23 protein-coding genes are annotated in these 22,336 nt (G+C 71.2%); 16 read left to right on the top strand and 7 right to left on the bottom strand.

Translation table 11 applies throughout. The features are described 5' to 3' along the window. Positions 1-100 precede the first annotated feature (100 nt). Together GRQ65_RS00580 and GRQ65_RS00575 are read left to right on the top strand one after the other, a co-directional pair. On the top strand, positions 101-751 hold the full coding sequence (locus GRQ65_RS00580) for a TadE/TadG family type IV pilus assembly protein (RefSeq protein WP_337191398.1): 651 nt from the start codon (positions 101-103) through the stop codon (positions 749-751). After that, on the top strand, positions 748-2,547 hold the full coding sequence (locus tag GRQ65_RS00575) for a pilus assembly protein TadG-related protein (RefSeq protein ID WP_160874114.1): 1,800 nt from the start codon (positions 748-750) through the stop codon (positions 2,545-2,547). Before GRQ65_RS00580 ends, GRQ65_RS00575 begins: the two co-directional genes overlap by 4 nt. Here GRQ65_RS00575 and GRQ65_RS00570 read toward each other — a convergent pair. Next, complete coding sequence (locus GRQ65_RS00570) at positions 2,537-3,076, bottom strand: M23 family metallopeptidase (protein ID WP_160874112.1); 540 nt, start codon at positions 3,074-3,076, stop codon at positions 2,537-2,539. The two genes, GRQ65_RS00575 and GRQ65_RS00570, sit on opposite strands and share 11 nt — an antisense overlap. Before the next feature lie 385 nt (positions 3,077-3,461). On the opposite strand from GRQ65_RS00570, the gene rpsB reads away from it, so the two are divergent. The 8 genes from rpsB (at position 3,462) to GRQ65_RS00530 (ending at position 10,633) form a co-directional block, all read left to right on the top strand. Continuing rightward, the gene (rpsB, locus tag GRQ65_RS00565) at positions 3,462-4,421 is read left to right on the top strand and encodes a 30S ribosomal protein S2 (protein WP_160874110.1); all 960 of its coding nucleotides are present in this window, start codon (positions 3,462-3,464) and stop codon (positions 4,419-4,421) included. Between the two features lie 51 nt (positions 4,422-4,472). Continuing rightward, a complete protein-coding gene (tsf, locus tag GRQ65_RS00560) occupies positions 4,473-5,285 on the top strand; it encodes a translation elongation factor Ts (RefSeq protein ID WP_160874108.1) in 813 nt (270 codons plus the stop codon). 47 nt (positions 5,286-5,332) lie between these two features. Beyond that, on the top strand, positions 5,333-6,046 hold the full coding sequence (pyrH, locus tag GRQ65_RS00555) for a UMP kinase (RefSeq protein WP_160874106.1): 714 nt from the start codon (positions 5,333-5,335) through the stop codon (positions 6,044-6,046). Positions 6,047-6,134: 88 nt separating this feature from the next. After that, a complete protein-coding gene (gene frr / locus GRQ65_RS00550) occupies positions 6,135-6,689 on the top strand; it encodes a ribosome recycling factor (RefSeq protein WP_337191436.1) in 555 nt (184 codons plus the stop codon). Next, complete coding sequence (locus GRQ65_RS00545) at positions 6,686-7,561, top strand: phosphatidate cytidylyltransferase (protein WP_160874102.1); 876 nt, start codon at positions 6,686-6,688, stop codon at positions 7,559-7,561. The genes frr and GRQ65_RS00545 overlap by 4 nt, the downstream gene beginning before the upstream one ends. Before the next feature lie 306 nt (positions 7,562-7,867). Continuing rightward, on the top strand, positions 7,868-8,236 hold the full coding sequence (locus GRQ65_RS00540; RefSeq protein WP_160874101.1) for a hypothetical protein: 369 nt from the start codon (positions 7,868-7,870) through the stop codon (positions 8,234-8,236). Beyond that, a complete protein-coding gene (gene rlmN / locus GRQ65_RS00535; RefSeq protein ID WP_160874099.1) occupies positions 8,233-9,375 on the top strand; it encodes a dual-specificity RNA methyltransferase RlmN in 1,143 nt (380 codons plus the stop codon). Before GRQ65_RS00540 ends, rlmN begins: the two co-directional genes overlap by 4 nt. Before the next feature lie 106 nt (positions 9,376-9,481). Beyond that, positions 9,482-10,633: a glycosyltransferase gene (locus tag GRQ65_RS00530; protein WP_160874097.1), complete on the top strand. Its 1,152-nt coding sequence runs from the start codon at positions 9,482-9,484 to the stop codon at positions 10,631-10,633. Here GRQ65_RS00530 and GRQ65_RS00525 read toward each other — a convergent pair. From GRQ65_RS00525 to GRQ65_RS00515, 3 genes are read right to left on the bottom strand one after another with little or no spacing between them, the layout of a single operon-like run. Further along, the gene (locus GRQ65_RS00525) at positions 10,612-11,742 is read right to left on the bottom strand and encodes a Rossmann fold nucleotide-binding protein (RefSeq protein WP_160874095.1); all 1,131 of its coding nucleotides are present in this window, start codon (positions 11,740-11,742) and stop codon (positions 10,612-10,614) included. The two genes, GRQ65_RS00530 and GRQ65_RS00525, sit on opposite strands and share 22 nt — an antisense overlap. Positions 11,743-11,774: 32 nt before the next feature. Continuing rightward, complete coding sequence (locus GRQ65_RS00520; protein ID WP_160874093.1) at positions 11,775-12,062, bottom strand: hypothetical protein; 288 nt, start codon at positions 12,060-12,062, stop codon at positions 11,775-11,777. 56 nt (positions 12,063-12,118) lie between these two features. Next, entirely contained in the window at positions 12,119-13,039 is a 921-nt protein-coding gene (locus GRQ65_RS00515; protein WP_160874091.1) for an RIO1 family regulatory kinase/ATPase domain-containing protein, read from the bottom strand. Positions 13,040-13,287: 248 nt separating this feature from the next. Here GRQ65_RS00515 and GRQ65_RS23185 point away from each other — a divergent pair, with 248 nt between their 5' ends. Together GRQ65_RS23185 and GRQ65_RS00505 are read left to right on the top strand one after the other, a co-directional pair. Beyond that, positions 13,288-13,758, top strand: coding sequence for a VOC family protein (locus tag GRQ65_RS23185; RefSeq protein WP_160874089.1), 471 nt, complete (start codon positions 13,288-13,290; stop codon positions 13,756-13,758). A 55-nt stretch (positions 13,759-13,813) separates the two neighbouring features. Then, a complete protein-coding gene (locus GRQ65_RS00505) occupies positions 13,814-15,259 on the top strand; it encodes a M1 family aminopeptidase (protein ID WP_160874087.1) in 1,446 nt (481 codons plus the stop codon). A gap of 12 nt (positions 15,260-15,271) precedes the next feature. On the opposite strand, the gene ddaH is transcribed toward GRQ65_RS00505, so the two are convergent. The 3 genes from ddaH to GRQ65_RS00490 all read right to left on the bottom strand — a co-directional run bounded on the left by ddaH (position 15,272) and on the right by GRQ65_RS00490 (position 17,992). After that, complete coding sequence (gene ddaH, locus GRQ65_RS00500) at positions 15,272-16,036, bottom strand: dimethylargininase (RefSeq protein WP_439331837.1); 765 nt, start codon at positions 16,034-16,036, stop codon at positions 15,272-15,274. Positions 16,037-16,155: 119 nt separating this feature from the next. Further along, positions 16,156-17,511: an NAD(P)/FAD-dependent oxidoreductase gene (locus tag GRQ65_RS00495; RefSeq protein WP_337191397.1), complete on the bottom strand. Its 1,356-nt coding sequence runs from the start codon at positions 17,509-17,511 to the stop codon at positions 16,156-16,158. A gap of 7 nt (positions 17,512-17,518) precedes the next feature. After that, positions 17,519-17,992, bottom strand: coding sequence for an Lrp/AsnC family transcriptional regulator (locus tag GRQ65_RS00490; RefSeq protein ID WP_160874083.1), 474 nt, complete (start codon positions 17,990-17,992; stop codon positions 17,519-17,521). 181 nt (positions 17,993-18,173) lie between these two features. Here GRQ65_RS00490 and GRQ65_RS00485 point away from each other — a divergent pair, with 181 nt between their 5' ends. Genes GRQ65_RS00485 through GRQ65_RS00470 form a run of 4 tightly spaced genes read left to right on the top strand, consistent with a single transcriptional unit; the run spans position 18,174 to position 22,293 of the window. After that, positions 18,174-19,376 (top strand): polyamine ABC transporter substrate-binding protein, encoded by a 1,203-nt coding sequence (locus GRQ65_RS00485; protein ID WP_337191396.1) that lies wholly within the window; start codon positions 18,174-18,176, stop codon positions 19,374-19,376. Beyond that, a complete protein-coding gene (locus GRQ65_RS00480) occupies positions 19,360-20,553 on the top strand; it encodes an ABC transporter ATP-binding protein (protein ID WP_160874079.1) in 1,194 nt (397 codons plus the stop codon). Before GRQ65_RS00485 ends, GRQ65_RS00480 begins: the two co-directional genes overlap by 17 nt. Before the next feature lie 10 nt (positions 20,554-20,563). Continuing rightward, on the top strand, positions 20,564-21,496 hold the full coding sequence (locus GRQ65_RS00475; RefSeq protein ID WP_337191395.1) for an ABC transporter permease: 933 nt from the start codon (positions 20,564-20,566) through the stop codon (positions 21,494-21,496). Continuing rightward, positions 21,496-22,293: an ABC transporter permease gene (locus GRQ65_RS00470; RefSeq protein WP_160874077.1), complete on the top strand. Its 798-nt coding sequence runs from the start codon at positions 21,496-21,498 to the stop codon at positions 22,291-22,293. Before GRQ65_RS00475 ends, GRQ65_RS00470 begins: the two co-directional genes overlap by 1 nt. Positions 22,294-22,336 lie beyond the last annotated feature (43 nt).

The following is a 22,336-nucleotide window of genomic DNA, read 5'->3' as shown; positions in this document are numbered from 1 at the left end:
GGACTAGTACGAACGGCCACCTCCTCGCCGTTCGCTCCCGCAGCGCGCGGTGCGCGCCTAGCGTGACGCCAACAGGACTCGGTCTGGGGAGGGTGGCGAGGTGTACTGGCTCCGGTGCCGTCTGCGCGGGCGGTCCGAGCGCGGAGCCGTCGCCGTCGAGGCCGCTCTCGTGACCCCGATCCTGCTCATCATGGTCTTCGGAATCGTCGAGCTCACGATGCTCGTCAGAGATGACGTGGCGCTCACCTCCGCTGTCCGCAACGGAGGTCGGACGGCTTCGGCAGACGCGAACTCCGGGCAGGCCGGTGCTGCGCAAGGCGGAGACTGTGAGGCTGGCTGCGATCCGGTGGCGGCGCCCTTGTTCGCGCAGTATGCCGCCGACGCCATCGAACGGGCCGGGAGTGCCCTGCCGAGGGACTCCGTCCAGGAGTTGTGGATCTACAAGGCGAACGACGAGGGCTATCCCGGCCCCAACGGCTCCAAGCAGTGGATCTGCGGGACCGCGTGCATTCGGTACAAGTGGGTGGCGTCCAAGGACCAGTTCCGCTACGTCAGCGGGACGTGGATGTCGAAGTCGATCGCGGCTTGTGCCAACCAGTCGCCGGACATGGTCGGGGTGTACATGAAGGCACGCCACCGGTTCCTGACCGGGATGTTCGGTGACTCCATCGACATCGACGACCACGCCGTCTTCGGTTTCGAGCCCCTCGCCAGCAACATCTGCGCGGCCAATGCGGTGGGCCGCAAGTGACAGGGTGCCGGCGCCATCAGGACGAGGCCGGGTACGCCGCGCTGCTGGTAGCGATCCTTGCCTCTACGGTCCTGATGGGGTTGGCCGCGGTAGGCGTCGATACGGCCCGCTGGTACGCCGAGGCAGAGCGACTGCAGAAGACGGCCGATGCGGCCGCGCTCGCCGGGGTCACCTACATGCCCAACAACCTCACCGGTGCCCGGGCTGCCGCTGCCGCCGTCGCGAAGCGCAACGGCTATGACACCACGAGTGCTGGCATCGTCATGACTGTGTCGTCGGGCGACCTGCCCAGCGAGCTCCGGGTGTCGCTGTCCGCTCCGGTGGACAACGCCTTCGGGGGCTTCATCGGTCTCGACCGCACGACGATCACGCGATCGGCCACGGCTGACTTCACAGCGCCTGCGCCCATGGGAAGTCCGTGCAACACCTTCGGCAACGAACCACCGAGCCAGGCTGCACCGGCCGCCCAACCCGCCGGGTCTGCTCTGCCGTCGTCGCCGTTCCCGAACTGCTCGAGCACGCCATTCTTCTGGGCTGCGGTCGAGGGAGCCGACACCGACAAGGTGCAAGGCGACAGATTCATGACCTCCGCCTGTGCCGGTGCGTCGACGTATCAGTGCGCAGGCGGGAAGAACTCAGAGTTCCGGGCCGACGGCTACTACTGGGCCGTCCATGTCGAGGAGGAGGCAAAGAACACAGCCATCACGGTGCAGATCTACGACCCGGCCTACATGAGGACAGAGATCAACTGCAGCGCCAGTCCTGTCGGTGCGTACAACAAGATGAACAGCTACGTGACCACCGACGGCAAGAGTCGCTACTCGACGAGCGCGACCTACTGCTCAGGGGACTACAACCCCGGGGGGAAGTCGGGCAGCCCGCCGGTGACCACGTTTGTCCTCCGAGCCGCGAACGAGGCGCGCAACCCCCGTGTCGCAACCCCTATCTCGGGGTGCACGAAGCAGTTCGTCGGGAGCTCGAGTCCACCGACGACGTCTGAACTCTCGCAATGGACCAACATGGACCGAGCCACCGGCAACAACAGCTCCTACGACCTGCAGAAGGCGCAGCTGTTCCACCAGTGGGTCTCCTTGTGCACCTTCACCCCGGGCAGAGCCGGGGACTACTACCTGCAGGTCCGGACGAACGTCACGACGACAGGCGGGACGCCAGTCGGCAACCGGAACCCTGCGGGGGTGGTGAAGAGCTCTCTCGTGTACGAGGGCAATCCCAACGCGCTCCTGTCAGAGGGCAACACCCTGTCGGGGGTGGGCCTGAACTCGTTCGCGCTCCGGGCCGTACCCAGCGACCCGAGCAAGGCGTCGTACGTCGCCGTGGCGGGCAATGAGAACATGCCGATCCTGCAGAACAAGGCGGGCAGCACCGCGACCTTCAATCTCATCCGAGCCCTGCCGAACACGCGCGGACAGTACATCGCCTTCGACTTCTTCGACCCTGCCGACGGAGCCACCACGTCGGGGGCGACGGTGCGTGTCGTGGCGCCGACCGATGCCAAGAACACCCTGAAGTCCGCCAGCGCGATCCCGAACTGCACCCATGCGTTGAACGGTGAGGCGCTGACGCCCGCCGCGAACTGCACCGTCACGGTCCGGTCCAGCACCCACAACGGGCAAGTGGAACGACTGTTCATCCCCATACCCAATGACTACGACTGCAACGACACGACTCTCGGCGGTTGCTGGTTCTCCGTCGCGATCACGTTCCCATCCAGTGTCACGGACTTCACCACCTGGAGCGCGAACATCACAGGCGACCCGGTACGGCTCATCGAGTAGGCCTCGCCAACGGCTCATGGCGCCACAGTGGCAGCAGCCGCACCGGGCCGCCGCCGACGAGCAGCAACGGGTCGAGGTAGGTCTCGCCCTCGATCCAGCCCCAGTGCAGGCAGCTGCGAGGGAAGCAGTGCGATCCCGGCAGCTCGAGCGTGCCGATCGGGTCGCCAGCCGCCAGTGAGGTGCCGACGGTGACGCTCGCGCTCACCGGCTGGTACGTCGTGCGGGTGGTGCCGTGGTCGACCACGACGACCCCGCGCCCGGCCAGCAGCCCGGCGTAGGTGACGGAGCCGGCGAGCGCGGTCGCGACGACCTGGCCCGGGTGGCCGAGCAGGTCGACGCCGCGGTGCCCCGCGGCGTACGGGTCGGCCGGTGGGTCGAAGTGGGTGACGACCGGTGGGGGAGCGGGCTGGAGCGGCCAGACGCCGACCGGCACCGGATCGGGCAGGGCCGCGGCCCGGACCGGCAGGCACAGCAGCAGGAGGAGCGGGGCGAGCCCCACGAGCAGGACGCAGCGGCGGGTGCGGGTCATGACGACCACCCTGCGGCCGTGGGAGGCTCGTGGGCGGCGGAGCCGGGCCGTCTGTGGACGAACGGCAGGCCGAGGGCGCCTGTGGAGGATTCGCGGCCCGGTCGCGGTTGCGACTAGTCTTGCAAGGCAGCCCTCCGGGGCTGACTTCGCACGCATGCAGACCGCGACGGGCCGCCTTGTGAGGCCCGAGCACCCGCGGGCGTCGACCCTCGGTCCCGAGGCTCCACGGAGCGCCGGGTCGGGTCGCGCGCAGGCGTCAGGGCGGCCGACGCAGACCCCTGCACGAGGCCGTGACAACTGAGAACCCGACCGGACCCCGAGCCGGCACGTCCTGAGCCAAGGGCGAGCAGACGGCGCGCGGGCCCACCACAAGGAAGAGAAGATCATGGCAGTCGTCACCATGCGCCAGCTCCTCGAGAGCGGCGTCCACTTCGGTCACCAGACCCGTCGCTGGAACCCGAAGATGAAGCGCTTCATCATGACCGAGCGCAACGGCATCTACATCATCGACCTGCAGCAGTCGCTGGCCTACATCGACCGCAGCTACGCCTTCATCAAGGAGACCGTGGCCAAGGGCGGCTCGATCATGTTCGTCGGCACCAAGAAGCAGGCCCAGGAGGCCATCGCCGAGCAGGCGACGCGCGTCGGCATGCCCTACGTCAACCAGCGCTGGCTCGGCGGCATGCTCACCAACTTCCAGACCGTGCACCAGCGGATCAACCGCCTCAAGGAGCTCGACGACGTCGATTTCGACAACGTCGCCGGCTCGGGTCGCACGAAGAAGGAGCTCCTGCAGATGAAGCGGGAGCGCGACAAGCTCGACAAGACTCTCGGCGGCATCCGCGAGATGGGCCGCACCCCGTCCGCCGTGTGGATCGTCGACACCAAGAAGGAGCACCTGGCGGTCGAGGAGGCCCGCAAGCTGCGGATCCCGATCATCGGCATCCTCGACACCAACTGCGACCCCGACGAGGTCGACTTCCCGATCCCGGGCAACGACGACGCGATCCGCGCCGTCGGGCTGCTGACCCGCGTCGTCGCCGACGCCGTCGCCGAGGGCCTCATCGCCCGTTCCGGCGTGAAGGCCGGCGAGGGCACCGAGGCCGTCGGTGCCGAGGAGCCCCTGGCCGAGTGGGAGCGTGAGCTCCTGGGTGGCGAGGCCGAGAAGGCCGCCGAGACCGCGACCAGCGCCCCGGCCGAGGCCGACGCCGCGAGCGAGGCCACCGGCGCCAGCAGCGAGACCGCCGAGTCGCAGGAGGCCGCCGCGGCTGCCACCGAGGCCCCGGCTGCCGAGTCCACCGAGGCTGCCACCGAGGCGCCCGCGGACGAGTCCGCCCAGGCCTGAGCTCCACCCACCCACCGTTCGGTTCCTAGAGGAAGAGAGAAGCACCCACTCATGGCGAACTTCTCCGCTGCCGACGTCAAGAAGCTCCGCGAGCTCACCGGCGCCGGGATGATGGACTGCAAGAAGGCGCTCGACGAGAGCGACGGCAACATCGAGGCCGCGATCGAGCTGCTCCGCGTCAAGGGCGCCGCCAAGGCGGCCAAGCGCGGTGAGGAGCGCGAGGCCACCAACGGTCTCGTCGCCCACGCCCCCGGCGTGCTCGTCGAGCTCAACTGCGAGACCGACTTCGTGGCCAAGGGTGACGACTTCGTCGCCGCGGCCCAGAAGATCGCCGACGCCGCCTCCGCGGCGGGCGTCGACGACGTCGAGTCCCTCAAGAAGGTCGAGCTGGACGGCCAGACCGTCGGCGAGGTCGTCGAGGGTCTCGCGGTCTCGATCGGCGAGAAGATCGAGCTCGGTCGCTTCGTGCGCTTCGAGGGCGACGTCGTCGCCTACATGCACAAGCGTGCCGCCGACCTGCCCCCGGCGGTCGGCGTCCTCGTCGAGTACACCGGCGACGCGGAGGCCGCTCGTGCCGCCGCCATGCAGGTGGCCGCGATGCGCCCGCAGTACCTCACCCGTGACGAGGTCCCCGCGGACGTCGTCGCCAAGGAGCGCGACATCGCCGAGCAGACCTCCCGCGAGGAGGGCAAGCCCGAGCAGGCGATCGCCAAGATCACCGAGGGTCGCCTCAACGGCTTCTTCAAGGACGTCGTCCTGCTGGAGCAGCCGTCGGTCACCGAGAACAAGAAGACCGTCAAGGCGGTCCTGGACGAGGCCGGCACCACGCTGACGCGCTTCGCCCGCTTCGAGGTCGGCGCCTGAGCCACCACCTCGATCCCGTCCCCGACACCACCCCGGAGGAGCTGCACGTGCCCGGATACCGCCGAGTCCTGCTGAAGCTCTCCGGGGAGGTGTTCGGGGGCGGGAAGGTCGGCGTCGACCCCGACGTCGTCCAGACGATCGCCAAGGAGATCGCGGCCGCCTCGCAGGCCGGCACCGAGATCGCCGTCGTCACCGGCGGCGGCAACTTCTTCCGCGGCTCCGAGCTCCAGCAACGCGGCATGGACCGCGTCCGCGCGGACTACATGGGCATGCTCGGCATCGTCATGAACTGCCTCGCCCTGCAGGACTTCCTCGAGAAGCTGGGCGTCGAGACGCGCGTGCAGACCGCCATCACGATGGGTCAGGTCGCCGAGCCCTACGTGCCGCGCCGCGCGATCCGCCACATGGAGAAGGGCCGCGTCGTCATCTTCGGCGCCGGCATGGGCCTGCCCTTCTTCTCCACCGACACCGTCGCGGTGCAGCGGGCCCTCGAGAGCCGCTGCGACGTCGTGCTCTACGCCAAGAGCGGTGTCGACGGCGTCTACAGCGCCGATCCCCACAAGGACCCGACCGCGACCAAGTACGACGAGCTGACCTACTCCGAGGCCATCGCTCGCGACCTGCGGATCATGGACCAGACGGCGTTCACGCTCTGCAGCGAGAACGAGCTGCCGATGGTCGTCTTCGGCATGCAGACCGAGGGGAACATCCTGCGCGTCGTCCAGGGTGAGAGGATCGGCACGCTGGTCACCGCAGGGTGACCCTCCCGCCGGCGCGACCCGCCCACCGGCACCCCCCAGCAGCAGCCCCGCGCGCCCACGGCCGCCCGGACGAACAGGAGCAGTGGTGATCGACAGCATCCTCAAGGAAGCCGACTCCAAGATGGACAAGTCGGTCGAGGCCACCCGCGAGGAGTTCGCGGCGATCCGCGCCGGCCGCGCGCACCCGAGCATGTTCAACAAGATCACGGTCGAGTACTACGGCTCGATGACGCCGCTGCAGCAGCTCGCGTCGTTCACCGCCCCCGAGCCGCGGATCATCCTGGTGCAGCCCTTCGACCAGGGCTCGATGGGTGCCGTCGAGCGCGCCATCCGCGACTCCGACCTCGGCGTGAACCCCTCGAACGACGGCCGCGTGCTGCGCTGCGTGTTCCCCGAGCTCACCGAGGAGCGCCGCAAGGAGTACATCAAGGTCGCGCGCACCAAGGCCGAGGACGGCCGGATCGCCATCCGCAACCTGCGCCGCACCGCCAAGCAGAACCTCGAGAAGCTCGAGAAGGACGGCGAGGTCGGCAAGGACGACGTCACCGGCGCCGAGAAGCGGCTCGACGGCACGACCAAGAAGCACACCGACGCCATCGACGAGATGCTGAAGCACAAGGAAGCCGAGCTCCTCGAGGTATGACCGGCTCCCAGCCGGCCACGGCGCCCCCCGCCAAGGACCACGGGCGCGCCGGGCGCGACCTGCGAGCGGCGTTCGCCTCGGCGTTCGTCCTGCTCGGCGCGATCGCGCTGAGCCTGTTCTTCTGGAAGACGGCGTTCATGCTGATCGTCGTCGCGGCGGTGGTCGTGGCGATGTGGGAGCTGCGCAAGGGGCTGCTCGCCAAGGGCATCGACCTGCCGGAGCAGCCGCTCATGGTGGGCGGCGCGGTCATGGTCGTGGTCGCCTACTTCTGGGGCGCGCCCGCACTGTCCGTCGCCACCGCCGTCACCGCGCTCGTGACGATGCTCTGGCTCCTGCAGCGCGGCATCGACGGCTACGTCCAGAACGTCACCGCGTCGGTGTTCGCGCTGGTCTACGTGCCGTTCCTCGGCTCCTTCGTCGCCCTGATGCTGGCCGAGGGAGGCACCTCCGGAGCCGGGCTGAGCGACGACGGCGTCGCTGGCATCATCACCTTCATCCTCATCACCATCGCCTCCGACACCGGTGGGTACGTCGCCGGCGTCCTGTTCGGCAAGCACCCGATGGCGCCGGTGATCTCGCCGAAGAAGTCGTGGGAGGGGTTCGCCGGCTCGGTGGTCGCCTGCATCGCCGGCGGCATCGTGCTGGTCGTCTACCTCCTCGACGGCGACTGGTGGGTCGGCGTCGCGCTCGGCGTCATCGCGGTCGTCATGGCCACGCTGGGCGACCTCTGCGAGTCGGTCATGAAGCGCGACCTCGGCATCAAGGACATGAGCCAGGTCATCCCCGGTCACGGCGGCCTGATGGACCGGCTCGACTCGCTGCTCGCCACCATCGCCCCGATCTGGCTGCTGCTGCACTACGCGGTGTTCTGAATCTGACCGACCGAGGAACGAGGTCGGTCAGAGTGATGGTGGTCGAGCGAGCGGCACGGCTGAGGAACGAAGCCGTGACCCGCGTGTCGAGACCCGGTGCGGTGCGAGCAGGTGCCGAGGTGTGGGGGTCTCGACGACGTTCAGGCCTGGCGGCCTTCTCTGCTCGACCAGCGGTGCGGTGGTGCCGTGGTTTCGAGACAGGACTTCGTCTTCCTCAACCGCCGTGGCCGGGACTCGGTCGTTCCCCGACCGGGGGTGGGCGTGCGAAGCGGGCCGCAGAGCCCGGGGCCGGATAGGGTCGGGGCGATGAGCACGGGCGAGCGGGCCGCCGACGCGGCGGCCGAGGACGACGGCGCGCGGCGAGGGCGCCCCGCGTGGCGCGACCGCGAGCACCCGACGTTCGCCGCGCTCACCGGCTTCTACGCCGGTCTGCTGTACGTCGCGCTGGTGCCGGGCGGGTTCATCGCCCTGATGACGGTGCTGTTCGGGGCGGACCGGGCCGAGGAGCTCGTGCCGTTCGTGCTGGTGACGCTGGTGGTGCCGATCGCACTCGTGGTGAACCAGCGCACACGCCGGTTCGGGAAGTACTTCTGGCTGGGGATGGTTCTCTCCGCCGTGGTCGTGATCGGAGTGGCAGCCGCCGTGCTGTGGTTCATGGTGGAGCGTCAGTCGTGAGCGACCAGGCCGGGCGGACGGAGCAGCCGCGCCAGCTGCCCCTCGTCTTCGACCCTCCGAAGGGTCGCGGCAAGCCGCCGCGCCACCTCGCCGACCTGACGCTGGCCGAGCGGCAGGAGCTGGCCGCCGAGCACGGCCTGCCGGCGTTCCGCGCCAAGCAGCTCTCCACGCACTACTTCGGGCGCCTCGTCGACGACCCGGCCGAGATGACCGACCTGCCGGCCGGGCAGCGCGAGGAGCTCGTCTCGGCGTTCCTGCCCGACCTGATGACCCCGCTGCGCACGCTCGAGGCGGACAAGGGCACGACCCGCAAGACGCTGTGGAAGCTCTTCGACGGCTCGCTCGTCGAGTCGGTGCTGATGCGCTACCCCGACCGTGCGACGGTCTGCGTGTCCAGCCAGGCCGGCTGCGGCATGGCGTGCCCGTTCTGCGCGACCGGCCAGGGCGGTCTGCAGCGCAACATGTCGACCGCCGAGATCGTCGAGCAGGTGCTGGCCGGGGCCCGCGCGATGCAGCGCGGCGAGGTGCCGGGCGGTCCGGGCCGCGTCTCCAACGTCGTCTTCATGGGCATGGGCGAGCCGCTGGCCAACTACAAGGCCGTCATCGGCGCCGTGCGCCGGCTCACCGACCCCGCGCCGGAGGGTCTCGGCATGTCGGCGCGCGGTGTCACCGTGTCGACCGTGGGGCTCGTGCCCCGCATCCGTCAGCTGACCGAGGAGGGCATCCCGGTCACGCTCGCGCTCAGCCTGCACGCCCCCGACGACGAGCTGCGCAACGAGCTGGTGCCGATCAACACCCGCTTCTCGGTCGTCGAGACCGTCGAGGCCGCCTGGCAGTACGCCGCGAGGACCAAGCGCCGCGTCTCGATCGAGTACGCCATGATGCGCGGGATCAACGACCAGGCCTGGCGCGCCGACCTGCTCGCCGACGTGCTGCAGGTGCACGGCGACTGGGGCTGGGTGCACGTCAACCTGATCCCGCTCAACCCGACGCCGGGCTCGAAGTGGACCGCCTCCGACCCGGCCGACGAGCGCGAGTTCGTGCGCCGGCTCGAGGCCCGCGGCATCCCGACGACCGTCCGTGACACCCGGGGACGCGAGATCGACGGCGCCTGCGGCCAGCTCGCCGCCTCGGAGTAGACCCACCCGGCCGTTCGTGAGGGCGGTCACGCCGGTCACGCGTCGTTCACACGACGTTGCGCGGGTGCTGGGTCCGCGTTGACCCCGCCTTCCTAGGGTCCGGACCGTGACCGACACACCCCTGCGTGTCCTCGTCGTGGCCGAGTCGTTCCTGCCCCAGGTCAACGGCGTCACCAACTCCGTCCGTCGCGTCCTCGAGCACCTCGCCGCGGAGGGGCACGAGGCCGTGCTCGTCGCGCCGACCGGGCCCGCGACGTACGCCGGCTTCCCGGTGCACCGCACCCGCGGCGCGTCGCTGCCGTTCTACCGCGACTTCCGCATCGGCCTCGAGACCCGCACCCGGCTGCGCGCCGAGATGCTGCGCTTCCGCCCCGACGTGGTCCACATCGCCTCGCCGGCCACCCTCGGCCACCAGGCGGCGCGCGTCGCCGACGAGCTCGGCATCCCGAGCGTGGCGATCTACCAGACCGACCTGGTCGGCTTCGCCCAGCAGTACACCGTGCCCGGGCTCGGGGCCGGGGGAGTGAAGGCGATGGCCTACCTCACCCGCCGCATCCACACCCTCGTCGACCGCACCCTCGCGCCGTCGTCGGCGAGCGTGCAGCAGCTGCGGGAGCTCGAGGTCCCGCGCGTGGCGATCTGGCCGCGCGGGGTCGACCTGTCGTCGTTCCACCCCCGCCACCGCGACCAGGCGTGGCGCGACAGGCTCGCCCCGGACGGTCGCCTCCTCGTGGGGTACGTCGGCCGGCTGGCGCCCGAGAAGGAGCTGGAGCTGCTGACCTACCTCTCCGGCGACGACCGCTACGCCCTCGTCGTGGTCGGCGGCGGTCCCGAGGAGGCCCGGCTGCGCCGCCTGCTGCCCGACGCGCACTTCCTCGGGGTGCTGCACGGCGACGACCTGAGCCGGGCCTACGCCAGCCTGGACGTCTTCGTGCACACCGGCCGCTGGGAGACCTACTGCCAGTCCGCCCAGGAGGCGCTGGCGTCCGGGGTGCCGGTGGTGGCCCCGCGGGCCGGCGGCCCGGTCGACGTCGTCGCCGACGGGGTCGCTGGGTTCCTCTACGAGCCCGGCGACGGCCACGACCTCGGCGGGTACGTCGACCGGTTGGCCCGCGACGCGGCGTTCCGCACCCGGATGGGCCTCGACGCCCGCCGCTCGGTGGAGGGCCGCTCGTGGCAGGCGGTCAACGTCGCCCTGGTCGAGCACTACCGCGACGTGGTCGGCACCTGCACCGGCTACCGCGCGCTGGTGGCCTGAGGCCCCGCGGCACCGGAGGTCAGCAGCGCCGCGGCCTCGTCGACGGTGTCGACGAGGTGCACCCGGTCCTGCATGGTGCGCCCCTGCGCCAGGGCGCGCAGCAGGGGCCACGCCGGCAGCGTCTCGGTCCAGTAGCTCCGCCCGACCAGCACCATGTCGGCCACCGAGGACTCGTCGGCGTAGTAGTTCTCGCAGGCGTCCTGGAACACCTCCTGCACCGTGCCGCCCGCGCCGGGCAGGAAGACGATCCCGGCGTCGCACAGCTCGAGCAGCACCGCCTCGCGGGTGGCGTTGCGGACGTACTTCGCGATCGCCGTCGCGAACACGTTGGGCGGCTCGTGGCCGTAGTGCCAGGTCGGGATGCCCAGCGAGTCGTGCGGCTCCGCGACACCGTCCAGCACCTCGAACGCCGGCGCCACCCAGGCGTCGACCGACGGGCGGAAGGACGGCGCGGCGCTCAGCCGCGCGAGCGCGTCGTCGAGGGCCGCGGCGGGCGCGCCGGCCAGCAGGCAGCCGAGGTTGGCCGCCTCCATCGCGCCGGGGCCGCCGCCGGTCGCGACCACGTGCGCGGCGCCGAGCGCGTGGCCCAGCCGCGCCGCGTCGGCGTACGACGGCTCGCCGCGCTCGGTCGCGTGGCCGCCCATCACCCCGACGAGGCGCTGACCCGCGGCGCGCCGTTGGTGGGTCCAGGCCTGCAGCGCCTCGTCGACGGCGTGGTCGTGGAGGGCCTGTGCCAAGGCGTCGTCCGGGCCGCCCCGTCCCTGCGACCAGGCGTAGGCGCGGGCATCGAGCGAGCGGGCGTAGGGCTGCACGTCGTAGAGCTCGCGCGCTGTGTAGAGCGCGGTGCGGTAGACGTCGACCGGCGCCGTCTCGATGCTCGGCAGCACCAGCGCCCCGGCCCCCTGGACCCGCTCGGCGTCGCCCGGCGCGAAGGTGCAGCCCAGGAACGTCGCGCCCGCGGGTCGGTGGGCGAGCAGCGTGTCGCCGCGCTCGCTCAGGTCGAGCCCGGTCACCCGCCACCCGGAGAGCCGGCTGGCCCCCGCCGCGAGACGCCGGTCGAGCTCCTCGAGCGTCCCGATCCGGACCACCCGACCCCGACTGCGGCTCACGGCCAGACCGTACCCGCACGGCCCGGCCGGCCTCAGGTGGTCGCGGTGCTGCCCGGCGTCGTCGCGCCGGACGGCGCTCCGCCGGGCGGCTGACCGCCGTTCGTCTGACCGGGCATCCCGCCGCCGGGCATGCCACCGCCGGGCATCTGGCCCATCTGACCCGGCATCCCGCCACCCGGCCCGAAGCCGCCGCGGCCCGGCCCGGACGAGGAGCCGCCGTCACCGGAGGCCGCCGCCAGGCCGGCCCCGCCGAGTGCCCCCGCCGCGACCGCGGCGAAGGCCGCCGCCACGAGTCCTGCCTTCCGGAGAGTCGTCTGCATGACGCCAGCGTGGCGAGCCGACCTGTCCGGAACCTGTGGCGCCCCGGTGCACCGCCTCAGAACGCCGCGGCCACGAGCTCGGCGAACAGCGTGTGCTCGTCCACGTCCAGCCCCCGCCCGCGGAACCACGCGCAGACGTTGGCGCAGTCGCGCTGCAACAGGTCGAAGCCCTGCGGGTTGGCCACCAGGTCGACCAGCTGCGGCAGGTCGATGACGACGAGCCGCTCGCCCTGGGCCAGCAGGTTGTAGGCCGACAGGTCGCCGTGGACCACGCCGACCTGGGTCAGCGTCAGCAGCACGGTGCGCAGCTGCTCGAAGTACGACGCCAGCAGCGCGGGCTCCGGACGGGTCTGTGCCAGGCGGGGAGCGGTCTCGCGGGTCCCGTCCGGACCGGTCACCGAGATCCACTCCATGAGCAGCTCGGTGCCGTCGATCTGGACGGGGTAGGGCACCGGCAGGCCGAGCGACCAGAGCCGGGTGAGTGCGGCCCACTCCGCCGCCGCCCATTCGCCCTGGGCCACGAGCCGCCCGAAGGTGCTGCCCCGCTTGACCGCCCGCACGTCGCGGGAGCGGCGCATGCCGCGCCCCTCGGCGTAGGTCGCCGAGCGGTGGAAGGTGCGGTGCTCGGGGCTGCGGTAGCGCTTGGCCGCCATCACGACCCCGCTGTCCGGGTCGTGGGGGTCGGCGCGCTCGAGCAGGTGGACGTCGCCCTCCTTGCCGGTCTTGAGGATGCCGAGCTCGGTGTCGACGGCGCCGCGCGAGGTCACGACCCAGTCGGGGCGGGGCTCCGGGCCGCGGCAGAGCGGCTCGACGTCGAGCCAGGTGCTCCAACGCTGGCCCTCGGCCAGGTCGTCGTAGGTCCGGAAGTCGAAGACGAACGCCGGGTCGAGCGCCGGGTCGAGCGCCGGGTCGAGCGCCGGTTCGTTCTCGTCGGAGGAGTCGTCAGAGGGGTGGAACGGGTGGGACGGCGAAGACATGGGTGGTGGTGCTCCGTGAGGTGAGAGGGGTTCGGGCTGCGGGCAGGCCGAGGACAGTCGTGGTCATGTCACGCCCCTCTCTGGTCACGGGTGGTCGCACGGGTCGGTCCGGCCCATCGTGTCGGCGTACGACGGACGTGCGCAACGGGTTTTGCGACCCGACACGTGGTGCCGACGCGCGGCGCCGAGGTCGCCGCGACGGACGGTTCACGACGCCCGGGACGGGACGGGCGCACTACCCTGACACGGTGAGCGCTGCTCCTCTCGTCGAAGACGTCGCCCACGCGGGTCTGACCGTCCCCGATCTCGACGACGCTCTCAGCATGTGGTGCGACGGCCTCGGGTTCACCCTCGAACGGCAGTTCACCCTCGACGAGGCGGTCACGCAGGGCACCACGGGCGTCGGTGGAGCCACGATCCGCGCTGCGACGGTGACTCTCGGCCCGCACCGCGTCGAGCTGCTGCAGTACGACCCGCCGACCCTCAGCGACGAGCTCACCAGCCCCGCACGATCCGGAGCGGCGCACATCGCGCTCACGGTGCGAGACCTCGACGCCGTGATCGACGTCTGCGGTCGCCACGGCTGGCACGTCGTCGGGGCTCCGCACCTCATGACCGCCGGGCCACGCGCCGGCACACGGATCATCTACCTGGACGGTCCGCGAGGAGGGCACCTCGAGCTCATCGCCCCGCCGCGGTCGCTCGACGATCACCACTGACCCTCGACGGCAGCCCCGGCCCCCTTGACGCGGGTGGCGGGAGTACGTTCACCCCGTGCGCACCCCTTCTCGGCTGACCACCCGTGTGCTCAGCGCCACCGCCGTCCTCGCCCTCTCCTCGACCCTCGTGGCCGGGACCGCCGAGGCGGGCCCCGCCGACACCGGCGCGAAGCCCCAGAAGGGCGCCGCGGGCATCGGCGACCGCTACTTCCCGCGCGACGGCAACGGCGGCATCGACGTCCTGCACTACGACATCCACGACCGCTACGCCTTCGGCAGCGGCCGGCTCACCGGCCGCACGACGCTCGAGCTGCGCACCACCGAGGCGCTCTCTCGCTTCAACCTGGACTTCCTGCTCGACGTCTCCTCGGTGCGCGTCGACGGTCGCCCCGCCGCCTTCGACCAGGTCGGTGACCACGAGCTGCAGATCACCCCGGCGAAGCCGCTGGCCGAGGGCGAGCGCGTCACGGTCCGCGTGGAGTACGCCGGCACGCCGGCCGAGGAGTCCTCGCAGGGCGAGAGCAACTGGCTCGCCGACGGCCAGGAGGTCGTGGCGATGAACGAGCCGCACATGGCGACCTGGTGGTTCCCGGCCAACGACCACCCCAGCGACAAGGCGACCTACGACATCGCGATCACGGCGCCCAAGGCGAAGAAGGTCGTCGCCAACGGCGACCTCGTGGGCCGCAGGGTCGAGGGCGGGTCGGCGACGACCCGCTGGCGCGCCAGCGAGCCGATGGCCTCATACCTCGCGTTCTTCGCGGCCGGGCCCTTCGAGGTGCGCACCGGCTCGACGGCGGGCCACCCGTGGACCGTCGCGGTGTCGAAGCAGCTCCCGCCCGCCCAGCGCAAGGACGGCATGGCCCTGATGCTCCAGAGCGGCGACGTGACCTCCTGGCTGGAGTCGGTGCTCGGCACCTACCCGTTCTCCTCGACCGGCGGTCTGATGACCTCCCTCGACGTCGGCTTCGCCCTGGAGAACCAGACGCGTCCGACCTACCCCGCCGCCAGCTCCGAGACGACCTCGCTGGTGGTCCACGAGCTCGCCCACCAGTGGTTCGGTGACTCGGTGTCGGTCGCGAAGTGGCGCGACATCTGGCTCAACGAGGGGTTCGCGACCTACATGGAGGCCGCCTACGCCGAGACCCACGGCGGTCCGACGACCGACGCCTGGCTGCGCCAGAAGTACGCCGACCTGGCGGGCAACGGACCCTTCTGGTCCGTGCGGGTCTCGGAGCCGGGGGCGAAGAGGATCTTCGACAGCGCCGTCTACGACCGTGGCGGGATGGCGCTGGCGGCGCTGCGCAACCGGGTCGGCGCCACGGCGTTCGCCACGATCCTGCGCGGCTGGGCCGAGCAGCACCGCTACGGCAACGCCTCCGTGGGCGAGTTCGAGGCCTACGCCGAGAGCGTCAGCGGCCAGGACCTCGACGGGTTCTTCGCCGCCTGGCTCGACGCGCGGACCGTCCCGGCGAAGACGGCGGAGAACGGCCTCGGCTGAGCGGGCCGGGGGTCAGCCCCGCAGCCGCACCGACAGGCAGGTCACGCAGCCCTCGAGCTTCTCGAACTCCGAGATGTCGACCGCGACCACGCGCAGGCCGCTCTCCTCGAAGAGCTCACGGGTGCGCGGCGCCGAGGTCGCCATGAGCACGGTGTCGGCGTCGAGCAGCACCACGTGGGCGCCACCCTCCTCGGGCACCGGCAGGAACGACGGGTAGACGCTCGGGTCGTCGACCAGCGGCTCGTGGCCGACCACGGTGCCGTCGGGCAGGGCTGTGACGGCCGACTTGAGGTGCAGGACCTTGGTGATCGGCACGCCCACGACGCGGGCGCCGAGCGGCTCCAGGTGGGCGGCCAGCTGGTCGACGCCGGCCTGGTTCGTACGCCCGCCGAGCCCGACCCACACGGTGCCGTCGTGCTTGAGCACGTCGCCGCCGTCGAGGGCCCCCGGCGCCTCGATGCGGGCGATGCGGTAGCCCGCCTCGACCAGGGCCCGCTCGGTGCCGGGCGTCTCGGGCTTGCGCTCGTCGGCGCCGGGTCGTGTGATCACGGCGAGGTCGCCGTAGACCACCGCGGTGTCCTCGACGAAGACCGCGTCGGGGCAGTCGTCGGCCGGCTCGACCTCGAAGACCTGCCACCCCTCGGCCTGCATCGCCTCGACGTAGTCGAGCCACTGCCGCTGGGCGAGCTGGACGTCGACCGGGGTGCGCTCGAGATGGGTCAGCAGCCCCTCGTCGAGGCGCGGACCGGGACGGCGGACGAGGGCTCGCTTCTGCACGGGACCCATCCTGCACCCTGCTGGGACCTTTCCCCGGTCAGCGGGCAGAGGGTGCACCTGGGGGCCGACATTTCGCCCCCCAGGTGCACCTTTCCCCGGTCAGCCGGGGAAATGTCCCCCTAGCCACCCAGGAGCGGAGCGACGGTGCGCGCCAGCACGCTGGGCCGGCCGGTGAGGCGCTCCTCGGCGTCGGCGGCGGTCATGAGGCGCAGGCCCGCGTTGATGCCGAGCCAGCGCAGCGGCTCGGGCTCCCACGACGGTGAGCGGTGCCCGACCCACGGCAGCCGGGTCAGCTCGGTCTCGCGACCCAGCACCAGGTCGCGCAGCGTGCGCCCGGCGAGGTTGGTCGTCGAGACGCCGTCGCCGACGTAGCCGCCGGCCCAGCCGAGACCGGTCGCGGGGTCGAGGCCGACGGAGGCGTGCCAGTCGCGGGCGATGCCGAGGGGCCCACCCCAGGCGTGGGTGAAGCGGGTGCCCTGCAGGACCGGGAAGAGGTCGAGCAGGGTCGCGTGCAGGTCGGCGAAGACCCGGTGGTCGAGGTCGTAGGACGCGGCGATCCTCGAGCCGAAGTGGTACGGCGCGCCGCGGCCGCCGAAGACCAGCCGGTCGTCGGCGGTGCGCTGGCCGTAGATGATCAGGTGGCGGTGGTCGGAGAAGGTCTCGCGCCGGGCGAGGCCGATCTCGTCCCACACCGCGGTCGGCAGCGGCTCGGTCGCGACGATGAGCGAGTAGACCGGCACCACGGCGCGGGCCAGGCCGCGCAGCCGCGGCGTGAACCCCTCGGTGGCCCGGATGACGTGGGTGGCCCGCACGTCGCCGTACGCAGTGCGGGCCCGGCCGGTCTCGAGGGCGGTCGCCGGGGTCTGCTCGAGGATGCGCACGCCGCGGCGCTCGACGGCGTCGGCCAGTCCGCGCACGAGGCGGGCGGGGTGCAGCGCCGCGCAGTCGGGGGAGTACGTCGCGGCGAGGGTGCCGCTCGCCCGCACGTGCTCACCGGCCTCGGCGGGGGTGAGCACCGGCTCGTCAGCGGCCCGGACCCGCGCCAGCTGGGCCTCGGTGCGCGCGAGCACGATCGTGCCGCCCTTGGCGGCCTGGGCGTCGATGCCCTCCGCGGCGGCGGCGCGCAGGGTCTCGTCGACCGCACCGCGCATCGCGGCGTACTGCGCCTCGGCCTCCGCGGGCGAGGAGGCCTTGGCCAACGTGGCCTGCGACGCGGGGAAGAGCGCCGAGCACCAGCCGCCGTTGCGCCCGGAGGCGCCGAAGCCGGCGACCTCGGACTCGACGACCACGACGCGCAGCGACGGCTCGGCCTCGGCGAGGTAGTGCGCGGTCCACAGACCCGTGAGGCCGGCGCCGACGATCGCGACGTCGGCGTCGAGCGAGCCGTCGAGGCGCGGGCGCGGGCTCCAGTCCGTCGTCGTCGTCTGGTGCCACAGCGACAGGTCGCGGTAGCGGGCGGCGCGCAGGTCGCTCACGACTCCATCACCGCACGCCCCAGGAGTAGGTCTGCTTGTGCAGGCGCAGGTACATGAAGGTCTCCGTCGCCAGCACGCCCTCGATGGCGCGCAGCCGGCCGCTGATGATCTCGAGCAGGTGCTCGTCGCTCTCCGCGACGACCTCGACGAGCAGGTCGTAGCTGCCCGCCGTGACGACGACATAGTCGACCTCGGGCAGCCCCGAGACGGCCTCGGCCACGGGCTCGATCGGGCCCTCGACGCGGACGCCGACCATCGCCTGACGGGCGAAGCCGAGCTCGAGCGGGTCGGTGACGGCGACGACCTGCATCACGCCGCTGTCGGTGAGCCGCTGCACCCGCTGGCGCACGGCGGCCTCGGAGAGCCCCACGACCTTGCCGATGGCGGCGTAGGAGCGACGCCCGTCCTGCTGCAGCTGCTCGATGATCGCCTTCGCGACGTCGTCGAGGGGTGCCCGTTCACGGGCGCGCTTGCGCGTCATGACACCGGAACCTACCCGGCCGCAGCATGGCGCGGGCGGCGCGGGCCGCACGTTTCGCGCAGCGACGTCCGGCGACGGATTTCGTTGCGAACACGTGACAGGAGCACTGGATCCCTTGTCGCACCCGGGTGATCGTGGCACGATCCCGCAGCAGGGTGCTTCTCGGAAAGGGGTGGTGACGGTGGCGACCGGCGACTCGCGGCGCGTCCAGCACGGACCGTCGACGACGCGCCGCGCCCTGCTGCGCGGCGGCGGCGCGGCGGCCTTCGTGGGGGTGAGCGCCGCTGCGCTCAAGCTCCCCTTCTTCGGGGTCGAGGGCGCGCGCGTCGAGGCGGCGTCCTGCGTCGGCACCGACGTCTCCGCCTCCCAGAAGGAGCTGGTCATCTCCAACTGGCCGGCCTACATCGACCCCCGGCGCAAGAAGACCTCGACCTCGGCGGTGTTCACCGCCCAGACCGGCATCACCGTCGACTACACCGACGACGTCAACGACAACGCCGAGTTCTACGCCAAGGTCAAGAACCAGCTCGGCTCCTGCCAGCCGGTCGGGCGCGACATCATGGTGCTCACCGACTGGATGGCCGCGCGGATGATCGACCTGGGCTGGATCCAGGAGCTCGACCTCGCCGAGATCCCCGACGTCACCGCCAACGTGATCGAGCCGCTGCGCGGGCTGTCGTGGGACCCCGACTTCCGCCACCACGTGCCCTGGCAGACCGGCCTCACGGGCATCGCCTACAACGCCGACGCCGTCGGCGAGGTGGGCAGCTTCGAGGAACTGCTGACCCGCGCCGACCTCAAGGGACGCATCTCCCTGCTCACCGAGATGCGCGACACGATGGGCTTCATGCTCAAGCTGACCGGTGCCGACCCGGCGGAGTTCACCGACGACCAGTGGGGGACCGCGCTCGACGAGCTGCGCAAGGTCGTCGCGGCCGGCCAGGTCCGCGCGTTCACCGGCAACGAGTACATCCAGGACCTCGCGGCCGGCAACATCGTCGCCTGCGAGGCGTGGTCCGGCGACGTGATCCAGGCCCAGTTCGACAACCCGGCGATCAAGTTCGTGACGCCGGAGGAGGGCCTGATGCTCTGGAGCGACAACATGCTCGTGCCCAACGGCGCGACCCACCAGGCCAACGCCGAGGCGTGGATGAACTACTACTACGACCCCGTGGTCGCAGCGAAGCTCGCCGCGTGGGTCAACTACATCTGTCCGGTCCAGGGCGCCCAGGCCGAGATGGAGAAGATCGACCCGTCGCTGGTCGACAACCCGCTGATCTTCCCCGACGACGCGACGCTCGCCGCGACGATGAGCTTCATGCCGCTCGACGAGGAGCAGATCACCCGCTACGAAGGAGCGTTCGCCGATGTCACAGGCGGCTGAGACCACCCGCGGCCACGAGCGGCCCGCCCCGCCCGGCGAGCCGAGTGCAGCGCCGTCCTCCGACGGGCTGTCGCTGCGCGCGGTGACCAAGTCGTTCGGCGGCTTCCACGCCGTGCGCTCCCTCGACCTCGACGTCCCGCGCGGGTCGTTCATCGCCCTGCTCGGCCCCTCGGGCTGCGGCAAGACCACGACGCTGCGCATGGTGGCGGGCCTCGAGGTGCCCACCTCCGGCACCATCACGCTGGCCGGTCAGGACATCACCCGGCTCAAGCCCTACCAGCGCCCGGTCAACACCGTCTTCCAGAGCTACGCGCTCTTCCCGCACCTCGACATCTTCGAGAACGTCGCGTTCGGGCTGCGGCGCCGCAAGGCCAAGGACGTCGACGCCACCGTGCGCCAGATGCTCGACCTCGTCGAGCTCGGGAGCCAGGCGCGCAAGCGGCCGGCCCAGCTCTCCGGTGGCCAGCAGCAGCGCGTGGCCCTGGCCCGGGCCCTCATCAACAACCCCGAGGTGCTGCTGCTCGACGAGCCGCTCGGTGCGCTCGACCTCAAGCTGCGCCGCTCGATGCAGGTCGAGATCAAGCGGATCCAGACCGACGTCGGCCGCACCTTCGTGCACGTCACCCACGACCAGGAGGAGGCCATGACGATGGCCGACACGGTCGCGGTCATGAACGCCGGCGTGATCGAGCAGATGGGTGCCCCGGCCGAGCTCTACGAGAACCCGCGATCGACGTTCGTCGCCAACTTCCTCGGCCAGTCCAACCTCATCGCCGGCCGGGTGGTCAGCCGCTCGGCCGACGTGGTCACGGTCGACATGCACGGCATCCAGGTCTCGGTGCCGGCCGCCCGCAGCCACACCGACGGCGACGGCGGCTGGGTCGGGATCCGCCCCGAGAAGGTGCTGATCGGCGAGGCCGGCAGTCAGCTCGACGCCCCGGGCAACACCATCCCCGGGGGAGTGGTGAGCGACGTCAGCTTCGTCGGCGTCTCGACGCAGTACCTCGTCCGGATGCCGTGGGGCCAGGAGCTGCAGGTGTTCAGCCAGAACACCGGCCGCACCCGGATCTTCGAGACCGGCGACCAGGTCGAGCTGTCGTGGCGACCGGAGTACGCCTTCCTCCTCGACGCCGCCCAGGACGCCTCCGCCGGCGCCCAGCGCGCGGACTCCGACTGAGGGCGCCGAGGTGACGAGCACCGCGGGGGTGGCCCCGCTCGCCGAGACCGACGTGACCCAGCCGTCCGCCCCGGACGACGTACCACCGCCGAGCGGGCGCAAGCGGGGCCGCATCGGCTACCTGCTGCTCCTGCCGGGGTTGGCCTGGCTGGCGGTCTTCTTCGTCGTGCCGTTCTACTCGCTGCTGGCCACGAGCCTGTTCGACCCCAGTGGGTCGGACACCCGGGGCTACGACATGACCTACCACGTCGCCAACTACTGGAACGTGCTGCAGGACTACTGGCAGCCCCTGCTCCGCTCGCTGTGGTACGGCGCGCTCGCGACGGCGTTCTGCCTGGTGCTCGGCTACGTGCTGGCCTACGCCATCGCCTTCAAGGCGGGTCGCTGGAAGAACCTCATGCTCGTGCTGGTCATCGCGCCGTTCTTCACCAGCTTCCTGGTGCGCACGCTGTCGTGGAAGCTGATCCTGGCCGACGACGGCTTCGTCGTGAACACCCTGCAGTTCCTGCACGTGCTCGGTGACGACGGCCGGCTGCTGGCGACCCCGGTGGCCGTGGTGGCGGGGCTGACCTACAACTTCCTGCCGTTCATGGTGCTGCCGCTGTTCGCCAGCCTCGACAAGATCGACGGCCGGCTGATCGAGGCCGCGAGCGACCTGTACGCCAACCCGGTGGTCGGCTTCTTCAAGGTCACCTGGCCGCTCTCGCTGCCCGGGGTCGTCTCCGGCACGCTGCTGACCTTCATCCCGTCCGTGGGCGACTACATCAACGCCCAGCTGCTCGGCAGCCCCAACCAGCGGATGGTGGGCAGCGTCATCCAGAGCCTGTTCACCGACGCCAACGACTACCCGGCCGCGGGGGCGCTGTCGGTGATCCTGATGGCGATCATCGTGGCGATGGTGCTCGTCTACGTGCGCCGGGCCGGGACCGAGGAGCTGCTCTGATGGCCTGGCTGCGTCGCAACCTGGTGCTGATCCTGGGCATCGCGGTCCTCGTCTACACCTTCGTGCCGATCTTCGTGGTCGTGCTGATGAGCTTCAACGACCCGGCGAGCCGGCTCATCTACTCCTTCGACGGCTTCACGCTGCACAACTGGCTGAACCTGTGCGAGGACCCCAGCATGTGCTCGGCCCTGGGCCGCTCGGTGCAGATCGGACTGCTCTCGACCGTCGTGTCGACGATCCTGGGCACGATGGCGGCGTTCGCGCTGGTGCGCCACGACTTCCGCGGCCGCTCGGCGACCAACCTGCTCATCTTCCTGCCGATGGCCGCCCCCGAGATCGTGCTCGGCTCCTCGCTGCTGGCGCTCTTCGTCGGTGCCGGCTTCGCGGGGCAGCTCGGCTTCTGGACGATCCTCATCGCCCACATCATGTTCTGCCTGAGCTTCGTCGTCGTCACCGTGCGCGCACGGCTCGCCGGCCTCGACGACACCCTCGAGCAGGCCGCGATGGACCTCTACGCGACGCCCCAGCAGACCTTCTGGCGGGTGACCTTCCCACTCGTCTTCCCGGGCATCCTCGGGGCGGCGCTGCTGAGCTTCAGCCTGTCGTTCGACGACTTCATCGTCACCAACCTCAACGCCGGCCAGACCACGACGTTCCCGATGTACGTCTGGGGCGTCGCGCAGCGCGGCGTGCCGATGCAGGTCAACGTCGTCGGCACGATCATGTTCCTGATCTCGGTCGTCATCGTCGTCGGCGGCGAGGTCGTCTCGCGTCGCCGCAGCCGCGCTCTGGCCTGACCGTGGGTGCGCCGGCTCAGGGTGCCTGGCGCTCTGAGGCCTG

Source organism: Nocardioides flavescens (assembly GCF_009823805.1).
Lineage (GTDB): Bacteria > Actinomycetota > Actinomycetes > Propionibacteriales > Nocardioidaceae > Nocardioides > Nocardioides flavescens.
This window is presented reverse-complemented; position numbering and strand designations above follow the sequence as displayed.

Bases quoted from the DNA above. Each gene is read 5' to 3' on its own strand.
- GRQ65_RS00470 (WP_160874077.1), top strand. From the start codon at position 21,496: ATGGCCTGGCTGCGTCGCAACCTGGTGCTGATCCTGGGCATCGCGGTC.
- GRQ65_RS00480 (WP_160874079.1), top strand. From the start codon at position 19,360: ATGTCACAGGCGGCTGAGACCACCCGCGGCCACGAGCGGCCCGCCCCG.
- GRQ65_RS00545 (WP_160874102.1), top strand. From the start codon at position 6,686: ATGACCGGCTCCCAGCCGGCCACGGCGCCCCCCGCCAAGGACCACGGG.
- tsf (WP_160874108.1), top strand. From the start codon at position 4,473: ATGGCGAACTTCTCCGCTGCCGACGTCAAGAAGCTCCGCGAGCTCACC.
- GRQ65_RS00515 (WP_160874091.1), bottom strand. From the start codon at position 13,039: ATGTCTTCGCCGTCCCACCCGTTCCACCCCTCTGACGACTCCTCCGAC.
- GRQ65_RS00520 (WP_160874093.1), bottom strand. From the start codon at position 12,062: ATGCAGACGACTCTCCGGAAGGCAGGACTCGTGGCGGCGGCCTTCGCC.
- GRQ65_RS00540 (WP_160874101.1), top strand. From the start codon at position 7,868: ATGAGCACGGGCGAGCGGGCCGCCGACGCGGCGGCCGAGGACGACGGC.
- GRQ65_RS00570 (WP_160874112.1), bottom strand. From the start codon at position 3,076: ATGACCCGCACCCGCCGCTGCGTCCTGCTCGTGGGGCTCGCCCCGCTC.
- rpsB (WP_160874110.1), top strand. From the start codon at position 3,462: ATGGCAGTCGTCACCATGCGCCAGCTCCTCGAGAGCGGCGTCCACTTC.
- GRQ65_RS00490 (WP_160874083.1), bottom strand. From the start codon at position 17,992: ATGACGCGCAAGCGCGCCCGTGAACGGGCACCCCTCGACGACGTCGCG.